A 10,954-nucleotide genomic window follows, 5' to 3' on the forward strand; every position below is an offset into this window, starting at 1 on the left:
TGCAGGGGAGGGCTTTAGGGTCGCCTTCCGGTGGCATCAAGCGCCGAGCGCGGCTATCGCCCTATGCAATTGTGATTATCGCCATCGAGGGGAGGAACATGCGTCGTAAGCTGGTTGCCGGAAACTGGAAGATGAACGGATCGCTCGCAAGTCTTGCGGAGCTCGACGGGATCGGCGCCGCCGTCGATCCTCGCGTCGACGTGGCGATCGCGCTGCCGGCGACGTTGATCGGGCCTGCTGCCGCGCGCGCTTCCTTTCCGATCGGGGCGGAGGACGTCCATTCGGCGGATAGCGGCGCGCATACCGGCTGCATCTCCGCATTGATGGCGAAGGAGGCGGGCGCCACCTTCTCGATCGTCGGCCATTCGGAGCGGCGGCAGGGCCAGTGCGAGAGCGATGCCGATGTGAAGGCGAAGGCGGAGGCGCTCCGCCGTAATGAAATGGATGCGATCCTGTGTGTCGGCGAAACGCTTGACGAGCGCGAGAGCGGCCGCGCTGTCGCGGTGGTGACGGCGCAGGTCCGCGCATCGCTGCCCGAAGGCGCTTCCGGCGAGTGGCTGGCGATCGCATATGAACCGATCTGGGCGATCGGCACAGGGCGCACCGCCACGGTCGCGGATGTCGAGGCGATGCACGGCGCGATCCGCGCGACCCTGGTCGAAATGCTCGGGGCGGAAGGCGGCGCGGGCGTGCGGTTGCTCTATGGTGGCTCGGTGACGGCGGAAAATGCCGCGGCATTGTTCCATGCCAGCGACGTGGACGGTGCGTTGGTTGGCGGCGCGAGCCTGACGGCGGCGAAGTTCGCGCCGATCATCGCGGCGGGCGCGGGCGCATGACCCTCGCGCCTCTCCCGCAGGTTCGCCGTGTCCTCACCGCGATCGACGGGGAGGGGCGTTCGCACATCGCTGCCGACGGGCCGAGCCCGGCAGGCTTCGCACTGCCCGGCTCGCCGTTCCGCAGCGACAATATCTGGCGCACCGGCGCGGCGCCCGCGCCGGTGGAAGCGGTGGATACGATTGGCGAGCACAAGGGCGTGCTGCCCCCGCCGGGCGGCACCGTGCTACGCGTGATCGATTTTCCGCCGCAGGAGGGATCGCGCGCCGATCAGGCCGCGCTTGCCGCACAGGTCTTCGCGTTGCTCTATCCCGATGCCGATCATCATGCGGGCAGCGAGCGCAGCGCGGGGATGCACACCACCGATACGGTGGATTACGCGATCGTGCTGGCGGGCGAGATCTGGGCGGTAATGGACCGCGACGAGACGTTGCTGCGCGCTGGCGACATCCTGATCCAGCGCGGCACCGCGCATGGCTGGGAAAACCGCAGCACCGCGATGGCGCGGGTGGCGTTCGTGCTGATCGACGGCACGCGCGACGGCGTGAGCGATCGAATACGATCCTGAAGCGCGCGTCAGCGGGCCGCGATCGTCACGGCCATGCGCACCATATCACCCAGCACGACCGCCGCTTCTTCCCGAACCGCGTTCTTGAGCGGGACGAGATAGCCGCCATCGCGCGGGAAAAGTGATGTGGTGAAGCCGACCGCGCCGATTTCCACGGTGACCGGGACGACGCCCCAACCATAACTGGCGATGCGCGCGGCCCGTTTGATGGCGGAGGTATATCGTTTGGGGATTGTGACAAAGAAAAACGGGGCCGGGCCGCGCCACTGGATCACCTCCGCCTCAAAAGTGATTTCCAGGAGCGGCCCGTTGCTCATGCGTAGCGCGCCTTCAGCACCTCCCACACCGCTCGCAGGCCGAGCGCATCGCCACCCTTCGGTCGCCCAGCCTTTGCCGCAGGACGCCACGCGAAGGTGTCGACATGCGCCCAGGCGATCGTGGCTGGGACGAATCGACGCAGGAACAGGGCGGCGGTGACGGCGCCGGCAAACCCGCTGTCGGGCGAATTGACCATGTCCGCGATGTCGGATTTCAGCATCTCGTCATAACCGTCCCACAGCGGCATCCGCCACAAGGGGTCGTTGACGCGCTCCGCCGCCGCCAGAAGCTCCGTCGCCAACTCCTCGTCATTGGCGAACAGCGGTGGCAGATCCGGCCCGAGGGCGACGCGCGCGGCGCCGGTGAGGGTGGCGAAGTCGATAATCAGCGACGGCTGCGATTCCACCGCCTTGGCGAGAGCGTCGCCGAGGATCAGCCGCCCTTCCGCATCGGTGTTGGTGTTCTCCACCGTCAGCCCCTTGCGCGTTTTGAGCACGTCGCCGGGACGGAAGGCGTTGCCGGCCACCGCATTCTCCACCGCCGGGATCAGCAGGTGTAGGCGCACCTTCAGCCGCGCGTTCATCACGAGGCCGGCCAGCGCCAGCATATGCGCCGCGCCGCCCATATCCTTCTTCATCAGCCGCATGCCCGCCGCCGGCTTGATATCCAGCCCGCCCGAATCGAAGCACACGCCCTTGCCGACCAGCGCGACGCGTGGATGCGCCGGATCGCCCCATTCCAGCTCGATCAGGCGCGGGGCATGTTCCTTTGCCGCCGCTTGCCCGACCGCGTGGATCATCGGGTAGCCGGTGGCCAGCGCATCGCCGCGTGTGACGGTCAGTGTGCCGCCATGTTTCTTCGCCAGCGCCTCGGCGATCTCCTCCAGCCCGGCGGGGCCAAGATCGGATGCGCCGGTATTCACCAGATCGCGCACCACGGCGGTAGCCTCAGCGACGCGCAGCGCCTCTTCGATCCGTGCCGGCACGCCCGAGAGCAATACGCGCGGCTCGGCCGGATCGGCGCGGTAACGCTCGAAACGATATTGCCCGAGCAGCCAGCCGAGCATTGCCGCGCCCGGCTCCCCGGAGGCAAGGCGATATGTCCCCTCCGGCAACGAGGTGCCGAGCGAGGCGATCCGCCACGGCGAGCTTTCCGGCTCCGGGCAGACGAGCAGGTACGACCAGTCCTCCGCGCCCTCTCCGGGAAGCACCGCGCGCTCGCCCGCTTTGCCGGCCACCCGGTTCGCCGCGATCGCACTGCGCACCCGTGGCGGCTGACCGGCGAGCCAGTCGGAGAAGGCGCTTGGATGGACGACATGGATCGTGCGTGCCGGCTGGCCGCGATCGGGCTGGAGCATAGGGGTAAAGTCCGTCATGCCGTCACCAAAGCAGGACTTGTGCCCGCGCGCAACGCGAGCGGTTTGCAACCGCGGATGCACATTCTACATCACCGGCATGACAACGCACTCCACCCGCATGCTGATTCTCGGTTCCGGCCCGGCCGGTCTTTCCGCCGCCATCTATGGCGCGCGTGCCGGGATGCAGCCGATCGTCGTTCAGGGCATCCAGCCCGGCGGCCAGCTCACCACCACGACCGATGTGGAAAACTATCCCGGTTTCGCGGAGGTGATCCAGGGCCCGTGGCTGATGGAACAGATGCAGAAACAGGCCGAGCATGTCGGCACGCGGCTGATGTGGGATACGATCGTCGAGGTCGATCTGTCGAAGCGCCCCTTTCGTCTGATCGGTGACGGCGGCGACGTTTACGAAGGCGATGTGCTCGTGATCGCCACCGGCGCGCAGGCCAAATGGCTCGGCATCGACAGCGAGGAGCCGATGAAGGGCAAGGGCGTCAGCGCCTGCGCAACCTGCGACGGCTTCTTCTATCGCGGCAAGAAGGTCGCGGTGATCGGCGGCGGCAACACCGCTGTCGAAGAGGCGCTCTACCTCACCAACCATTCCGACAATGTGACGCTGATCCACCGCCGCGATGCGCTGCGTGCGGAGAAGATCCTGCAAGAGCGGTTGTTCGCGCATCCCAACATCACGGTGATGTGGAACAAGGAAGTGCGTGAATTCGTCGACGGTGGCGGCACGGCGGGGCTGGTCGCGCTCGACCTGCACGATACGGTGACCGGCGAGCAGTCGCGGCTCGATGTGGAGGGCGGCTTCGTCGCGATCGGACATCACCCGGCGACCGAGTTGTTCCGTGGTCATGTCGAGCTGGATGCCGACGGTTATATCGCGGTGCAGACCGGCTCGACGCGCACCAACGTGCCGGGCGTCTTCGCGTGCGGCGACGTGATGGACAAGATCTATCGGCAGGCGGTCACCGCCGCCGGCACCGGCTGCATGGCGGCGCTGGATGCCGAGCGCTTCCTCGCCGAAGCCGATTTCGAGAAGCTGGCCGAGGCCGCGGAGTAGGCTTGCACCAGTTGCGAAGGTGACGCACACCTTCGCGTGAAACAAAATAACCGGGGGGAATCATGAAGTTTCGGATCGCGCTCGCGCTGTCGGCGGTCAGCATCGTGCTGGCGACGCCCGCCATCGCGCAGGACAAGAAGGCTGAAGACAAGGCGCCGGCGGAGAGGGGCGGCGATCCGACCATCCCGCCGCCGGTCGTTTCCGTCACGCATCACACGGGTACGTTCGGCGGTGTGAAGATCGCCTATCGCGCGATCGCGGGCGAAACCTATCTGAAGGACAAGGACGGCAAGCCGCTCGCGGCGCTCACCTCGTATAGCTATATCAAGGAAGGGCCGACCGATCCGAACCGGCCGGTTACCTTCCTGTGGAACGGCGGCCCCGGTTCCGGCTCCTTGTGGCTCCAGATGGGCGCGTTCGGCCCGAAGCGGGTGGTGCTGCCCGATGCCAAGGACGATGGCGCGCCGCCTTACCGGATTATCGACAATAACGCGTCGTTGCTCGATGTGACCGATATCGTCTTCATCGATCCGGTCGGCACCGGCTTCAGTCGCGCGCTCGGCAAAACCGATCCCAAGGACTATTGGGGCGTTACCGCCGACGCCAAGTCGATGGCGCGTTTCATCCGGCTGTGGCTCGATGCCAATGGCCGATGGAACGCGCCCAAGTTCATCGGTGGTGAAAGCTATGGCACCACGCGCTCGGCGGCTGTGATCAACGAGTTGGAAGGCAGCTACACCGACGTTGCGGTGAACGGCATCATCCTGATCTCCTCGATCATGGATTTCAGCCAGGCGGCGGAAGCGCCCGGCAATGAGCTTGGTTATGTCACCAACCTGCCGTCGATGGCTGCGACTGCTTGGTATCACAACAAGGTGCCGAACAAACCTGCCACGGTAGAGGAGTTCGTCGCTGAGGCCCGCGCCTGGGCGATCGGGCCCTATGCGTCGGCGCTGCTCAAGGGCAACAACCTTTCGGCCGAAGAGCGCGCGCAGATCCTGCCGCAGCTTTCGCGCTTTACCGGCGTATCGCAGACCTTCCTTCAGAATGCCGATCTGCGTCTCTCGCCGGGGCGGTTCTACAAGGAACTGCTACGTGATCGCGGGCTGACGATCGGGCGGCTCGATACGCGCTACACCGGCAAGGATTACGACAATGCGGGCGAGGAGCCGGATAACGATCCCAGCTTCTACGGCATCGACGGCTCCTATACTGCGGCGATGAACTGGTGGGCGCGCGAGGGCCTGAAATATTCGCCCGAGCTGGTCTATTCTTCGATTGGTGGCGTGCGCGACTGGGACTGGAAGATCCCGGGGCCGCGCGGCGGCCAGATTTACACCAACGTCGCGCCCTATATCGGTCGTGCAATGCGTGAGAACAGTGGGCTGCGCGTATTCGCGGGGCAGGGCTATTATGATTTCGCGACGCCCTTCTTCGGCGCGGAATATTCATTCAGCCGTACTGGCATGCCCACCGATGGGCGGATCGAATGGCATTATTATCACGCCGGGCACATGATGTACGTGCGTGATGAAGATTTGCAGAAACTTTCCAACGATATCCGCGCGTTTATTCGCAAGCGGTAACAAGATCGCGGACTGCCGCCGTCAGCGCGGCGGCGTCCGTGGTTCGCGCGAAACTGTGTGAGGTGGAGGGGATTGCGATCGTGCGCGGCGCGATCCCCGCCCGCCGCGCTGCGTCAGCATAAGCGATGGCGGTGGCATCCTCCTGCGCGAGAATGACGGTTGCGTTCGATCCCCAGTTCGCAATGGCGGGAAGCGCGGTTGCCGCGAGCGAATTGGCTTGAGTAGATTTCTCCGAAACACGCCGTAAACCACGGATAAATTTAACTATCGAAACGCCGCCGCTCATTGCGCGGCGCCATGCCGTCGGATCGCGCAGCCGTGCCGCATAATGCGCCCGGATCGCGGCGGCCGGGGGTAACTCGTCCACCGGCTCGACCACCCATGGATTGGCGAGCAGCACGCGCGCGATCTTCGCCTCATGCCCATGGAGCGCCAACGTGGTTGCGGCGTCGCAATTGCCGAACGCGACCAGTCGGGTGACGTGCGGCGCTTCCGCACGAAAGGCGTCGCAGGCCGCGAGCAGATCGTCTCGCGCTTCGCGGAAACCTCGATTGTCCCCGCTCGAATCGCCGATTCCGCGCCGATCGTAGCGGAACACGGGCACGCCGGCCGCCGCCAGCGCTGCCGCCAGCGTGGCCATGCCGCGATGTGCGCCCGCGCGAATCTCGTTCCCGCCGGAAACGATCAGCAGCCCGGTCGTGCCGCGCGCTTCATCAAGTGAGCCGATCAGCATATCGCCGTCGCAGGGAAAGGCGATCAGCCGGCGCATGAGGCGATCCATTCGGCGAGGTCTCTGGCGATCGCTTCCTGCAACACCGGGTCCACCCCGGGCTCGCTTGCGCGCCACAGCGGGCGCCCTGGAAGATGGAGCGTCGTTTCGCGGGGATCGCCCTCCAGTCGCGCCACGCGCACCACGCCGGCGGTCAGCGGCTCCGCGCGATCGAGTTCATCGAGCAACGCCGGGGACAGGTGGTTGCCGGCATAATCTTCGCCCCCGCCGATTTGCCGGATTCGCCCCAGTTCGCGATATTGCTCGGCACCGCTCATTGGGGAGAGGTGCCAGCGGCCGGCAAGCGCGCTTTCCGCATCGACCAGCGCACCGCCGCGCCATGCCATCGCGAACAGCGGCCCGCTCAATGTCGCTGCCGCTGACGCGAAGGCGGCCCGCCAATCCGTCAGCGATGCTTCCTGTGTGGGAACGAGGCTCTCGCCGCCGCCGGGCAGATCAGGCAACGCGCCGCCGATACCATGCGCGGCGAGCCGCCGGAGCACGTCCACCACTGCGGCGCGGGTGCGATTGGCCTCCTCGAACAAGGGGAGCGCGGCGATAATAATGGGGCCATGGTCCGGCCCGAAACGCAGCATCACCTCGCGGCCGCCGCGCCATTCGTAATGCGTGATGCGTGGAGCGGTCAGGCCGCCACCTTGTCCGCAGCGAAGCGGGCAAGCGCACCGAATGTCTCCAGCATGTCGCCATCAACATCGTCGTCGTCGATCGTGATGCCAAGGCGATCTTCAAGCTCGGTCAACACCCCGGCGACCGCCATCGAATCGAGTTCGGGCAGCGCGCCGAACAATGGCGTATCGGCATGGAAGGTGGCGACCTGCGCCTCGGGCAGCCCAAGCGCATGGTGCAATACCGCACGTACCGCCTGTTCGATCTCGTCCATGCCTTCTCGCTTCATGCGCGATCCCTTCCCGTTGGCACGGGCCGTTAGGACGGGGGGATGAAATCCGCAACGGGTTCGGCCATGGAAAGCATCATGGTGCCGCTAGACCCTGTTCCGCAACCGATCGATCACGTCCTTGCCGGCGCGGACGATGCGCCCGCGCTGATCGAGCGTGGCGCGACGCTGACCTATCGCGAGGTGGAGCAGGGGGTGGCCCGGCTCGCGGGCTGGCTGGCGAGCTTTGGCTTCGCGCCCGGCGATCGCGTGGCGAGCTGGCTGCCCAAGACGCGTATGGCGTGCCTGATGCCGCTCGCCGCGCCGCGCGCGGGGCTGGCCCATGTGCCGATCAATCCGCTGCTGAAGCGCGCGCAGGTGGCGCATATCATGGCGGACAGCGGCGCACGGCTGCTGCTCACGCAGCCACCGCGTGCCGCGACGCTGGAAGCGGGTGACCTCGCGGTCGAGGTGATTATCGAGGTCGAAGCGGGCGAGGGGGACGCGTTGCCACGCTCCGCCGCCGATCCCGATGCGCTGGCGGCGATTCTCTATACGTCGGGTTCGACCGGCCGGCCCAAGGGAGTGATGCTCAGTCACGCCAATCTGTGGTTGGGTGCGAATTCTGTCGCACACTATCTTGATATCACACCGGAAGACCGCGTTCTCGGCGTGCTCCCACTGAGTTTCGATTATGGCCAGAGCCAGCTGCTGTCGTCATGGGCGGCCGGCGCGGCGGTGGCGCCGCTGGACTATCTGACCGCGCGCGATGTGGTGAAGGCGGTGGAGCGGATCGGGGCGACCACGCTCGCCGGCGTCCCCCCGCTGTGGGTGCAACTTGTCGAGGCGGAGTGGCCGGCGGAAACGGCTGCGCGGCTCAGGCGGCTGACCAACTCCGGCGGCGCGCTGACCCCGCGACTGGTGCGCGCATTGCGGCAGACGTTTCCGGCGGCGCGGCTCTATCCGATGTACGGGCTGACCGAGGCGTTTCGCTCGACCTTCCTCGATCCGGCGCTGGTCGACAGCCATCCCGAATCGATCGGTCGCGCAATTCCCCATGCCGAGGTGCTGGTCGTCCGCCCGGACGGCGCGTGCGCTGCGGCTGGGGAGGCGGGCGAACTGGTCCACGCCGGCCCATTGGTCGCGCAGGGTTATTGGCGGGACGCCGCGCGAACCGCGCAACGCTTTCGCCCCGCGCCGGCCTTCTCGCGATATGGCGGCACCGCGGTTTGGTCCGGCGATACGGTGATGGCCGATGCCGAGGGGCTGCTCCGCTTCGTCGGGCGCGATGACGAGATGATCAAGAGCGCGGGCAACCGTATCAGCCCCGCCGAATTGGAGGAGGCAGCCGTCGCGGGCGGCGAAGCGGCGGAGGCGGTGGCGATCGGCGTGGCCGATACGAGGCTCGGGCAGGCGATCGTGCTGGTGCTGCGCGGTGATGCGGCGCAGGAGGCGGCCCTGCGCGATCGGCTGAAGCGCGATCTGCCCAATTTCATGCAGCCGGCGCGGATCGAATGGCGGGACGAACTGCCGCGCAACCCGAATGGAAAGCTCGATCGTGCCAAAATCCGCGCGGAGGTGACGTCATGAAACCGATGGGGCCAATCCCGCCCGAATTTGCCGGCCAGCGGGGCGAGATGACTATCGGCGGACGAACCGCCGTCGATTGGGTGGCTGAGGCAGGGTCGCCGTGCTTCGTTTATGATCCCGCGATTGTCGCAACGCGGGTCGCGCGGTTTCGCGCGGCGTTGCCCGCGATTGATCTGCATTATGCGATGAAGGCAAATCCTAACCCGATGCTGCTTGCGGCGATCGCGCCGCTGGTCGATGGCGTCGACGTCGCGTCTGCCGGGGAATTGTCGATCGCGCTCAATGAGATGCCGGCCGGCCACATCAGTTTCGCGGGGCCGGGCAAGCGCGATGCCGAACTGGAGGCGGCGATTGCCGCCGGGGCGACGCTCAACGTCGAATCCGCTGGCGAGGCAAAGCGCGCGCTGGCGATCGGCGATCGGCTCGGTGTTCGTCCGCGCCTCGCCGTCAGGGTCAATCCCGACATGGAGCTGAAGGGATCGGGGATGAAGATGGGGGGGCGTCCGTCCCCCTTTGGCGTGGATGCGGAGCATGCGGCGGACGTGGTGCGCCTGATCCGCGACGGCGGGGCGGACTGGCGCGGCTTCCATATCTTCGCCGGCTCGCAGGCGCTCGATCCCGCGGCGATCATCGATACGCAGGCGGCAACGATCGCGCTCGCCGCGCGGCTGGCGGAGGAGGTGGGCGCAGCGCCGCCGCTGGTCAATCTCGGCGGGGGGTTCGGCATTCCCTATTTCCCGGGCGATGTCGCGCTGGATCTCGATCGGATCGGCGGAGCGCTGACGGAGGCGCTCGATGCGCGCGCGGAGATCCTGGGCGATGCGCGTTTCGCGATCGAGCTGGGGCGATGGCTGGTCGCCGAGGCCGGGATCTATCTCACCCGCGTGGTGGATCGGAAGGAAAGCCGGGGCGAGACCTTCCTCGTCGTCGATGGCGGGCTTCACCACCAGCTTGCCGCCAGCGGCAATTTCGGGACGGTGGTGCGCCGCAATTATCCGATCGCGGTCGCGCATCGCATGGGCGGAGTGGCGGAGGATGAAGTGTCCGTTGTCGGCTGCCTCTGCACGCCGCTCGATCGACTGGCCGATCGCGTCGCGCTGCCGCGTGCGGAGGCGGGTGACGTCATCGCGATCTTCCTCGCCGGCGCTTATGGTCTCACCGCCAGCCCGACGGCATTTCTCGGTCACCCGGCGCCGGCGGAACATATAGTTAGTCGTTCCTAACGCTATCTTCACCTCTTCACCCCATAGCCCGGAAACAAGTGCATCCGGCGGGGAAGGCGTCTCCCGTCAGGCCGGACCCGCCAAGGAGGTTGTTATGCGTTTCGGCAATGGTTCCCGTGGCTTGGCGATGATGACCCTGGCATCAGTGATGCTGGCGGGCTGCGCTGGGGACAAGGGGCGCCCGGGGGGGCTTCCGCCTGCCGCTTTCGTCGCCAAGGCGGAGCAGCCGGGCGAGCAATATGTCATCGGGCCGCTCGATTCGTTACAGATCTTCGTGTGGCGCAATCCGGAATTGTCGGCCAAGGTGCAGGTGCGCCCCGACGGCCGCATCACCACGCCGCTGGTCAATGATATGTCGGCAGTGGGCAAGACGCCCGCGATGCTGGCCGACGACATGAAGGCGGCGCTGGGCGAATATATCAAGGATCCGATCGTCTCGGTTATCGTCGAGAATTTCTCGGGCACGTACAGCCAGCAGGTGCGCATCGTCGGCGCGACCGAGAAACCGGCCTCGCTGCCTTATCGCGCGAACATGACGTTGCTCGATGCGATGATCGCGGTGGGCGGCCTCTCGCAATATGCCGCCGGCAATCGCGCGCGGCTGATCCGCTATGACCGCGCGACCGGCAAGCAGCACGAATATCAGCTCAAGATCAATCGCCTGCTCAAGAGCGGCGATCCGTCGGCCAATGTGAAGCTGGAACCGGGTGACGTCATCATCATCCCCGAAAGCATGTTCTGAGGACGG

Annotated in this window: 12 protein-coding genes; 7 read left to right on the forward strand and 5 right to left on the reverse strand. The window is 66.4% G+C overall.

Annotated features, from left to right (window positions below):
• Positions 1-98 precede the first annotated feature (98 nt).
• On the forward strand, positions 99-836 hold the full coding sequence (gene tpiA, locus P0Y64_13130) for a triose-phosphate isomerase (GenBank protein ID WEK42331.1): 738 nt from the start codon (positions 99-101) through the stop codon (positions 834-836).
• Positions 833-1,402 (forward strand): cupin domain-containing protein, encoded by a 570-nt coding sequence (locus tag P0Y64_13135; GenBank protein WEK42332.1) that lies wholly within the window; start codon positions 833-835, stop codon positions 1,400-1,402. Before tpiA ends, P0Y64_13135 begins: the two co-directional genes overlap by 4 nt.
• Positions 1,403-1,410: 8 nt before the next feature.
• Here P0Y64_13135 and P0Y64_13140 read toward each other — a convergent pair whose 3' ends face one another.
• Both P0Y64_13140 and P0Y64_13145 read right to left on the reverse strand, forming a co-directional pair.
• Positions 1,411-1,719, reverse strand: a complete 309-nt coding sequence (locus tag P0Y64_13140; GenBank protein ID WEK42333.1) for a DUF1905 domain-containing protein — start codon at positions 1,717-1,719, stop codon at positions 1,411-1,413.
• A complete protein-coding gene (locus P0Y64_13145) occupies positions 1,716-3,095 on the reverse strand; it encodes a leucyl aminopeptidase family protein (GenBank protein WEK42334.1) in 1,380 nt (459 codons plus the stop codon). The genes P0Y64_13140 and P0Y64_13145 overlap by 4 nt, the downstream gene beginning before the upstream one ends.
• Positions 3,096-3,174: 79 nt before the next feature.
• Between P0Y64_13145 and trxB the strand changes: the two genes are divergently transcribed.
• Complete coding sequence (gene trxB / locus P0Y64_13150; GenBank protein WEK42335.1) at positions 3,175-4,143, forward strand: thioredoxin-disulfide reductase; 969 nt, start codon at positions 3,175-3,177, stop codon at positions 4,141-4,143.
• A 62-nt stretch (positions 4,144-4,205) separates the two neighbouring features.
• Positions 4,206-5,729 carry a peptidase S10 gene (locus tag P0Y64_13155; GenBank protein ID WEK42336.1) on the forward strand — a complete coding sequence of 508 codons (1,524 nt, stop codon included), beginning with the start codon at positions 4,206-4,208 and terminating at the stop codon, positions 5,727-5,729.
• On the opposite strand, the gene P0Y64_13160 is transcribed toward P0Y64_13155, so the two are convergent.
• Genes P0Y64_13160 through P0Y64_13170 form a run of 3 tightly spaced genes read right to left on the reverse strand, consistent with a single transcriptional unit; the run spans position 5,713 to position 7,414 of the window.
• Positions 5,713-6,498, reverse strand: coding sequence for a hydrolase 1, exosortase A system-associated (locus tag P0Y64_13160; protein ID WEK42337.1), 786 nt, complete (start codon positions 6,496-6,498; stop codon positions 5,713-5,715). The genes P0Y64_13155 and P0Y64_13160 overlap by 17 nt on opposite strands.
• Positions 6,486-7,094, reverse strand: a complete 609-nt coding sequence (locus P0Y64_13165) for a hypothetical protein (protein WEK45049.1) — start codon at positions 7,092-7,094, stop codon at positions 6,486-6,488. The genes P0Y64_13160 and P0Y64_13165 overlap by 13 nt, the downstream gene beginning before the upstream one ends.
• 47 nt (positions 7,095-7,141) lie before the next feature.
• On the reverse strand, positions 7,142-7,414 hold the full coding sequence (locus P0Y64_13170) for a phosphopantetheine-binding protein (GenBank protein ID WEK42338.1): 273 nt from the start codon (positions 7,412-7,414) through the stop codon (positions 7,142-7,144).
• A gap of 78 nt (positions 7,415-7,492) precedes the next feature.
• On the opposite strand from P0Y64_13170, the gene P0Y64_13175 reads away from it, so the two are divergent.
• The 3 genes from P0Y64_13175 to P0Y64_13185 all read left to right on the forward strand — a co-directional run bounded on the left by P0Y64_13175 (position 7,493) and on the right by P0Y64_13185 (position 10,948).
• Positions 7,493-8,983, forward strand: coding sequence for an acyl-CoA ligase (AMP-forming), exosortase A system-associated (locus tag P0Y64_13175; protein ID WEK45050.1), 1,491 nt, complete (start codon positions 7,493-7,495; stop codon positions 8,981-8,983).
• Positions 8,980-10,206, forward strand: a complete 1,227-nt coding sequence (locus P0Y64_13180) for a pyridoxal-dependent decarboxylase, exosortase A system-associated (GenBank protein WEK42339.1) — start codon at positions 8,980-8,982, stop codon at positions 10,204-10,206. The genes P0Y64_13175 and P0Y64_13180 overlap by 4 nt, the downstream gene beginning before the upstream one ends.
• Before the next feature lie 94 nt (positions 10,207-10,300).
• Positions 10,301-10,948 (forward strand): polysaccharide export protein, encoded by a 648-nt coding sequence (locus P0Y64_13185; protein WEK42340.1) that lies wholly within the window; start codon positions 10,301-10,303, stop codon positions 10,946-10,948.
• Positions 10,949-10,954: the final 6 nt, after the last annotated feature.

Source organism: Candidatus Sphingomonas colombiensis (assembly GCA_029202845.1).
Taxonomy (GTDB): Bacteria; Pseudomonadota; Alphaproteobacteria; order Sphingomonadales; family Sphingomonadaceae; genus Sphingomonas; species Sphingomonas colombiensis.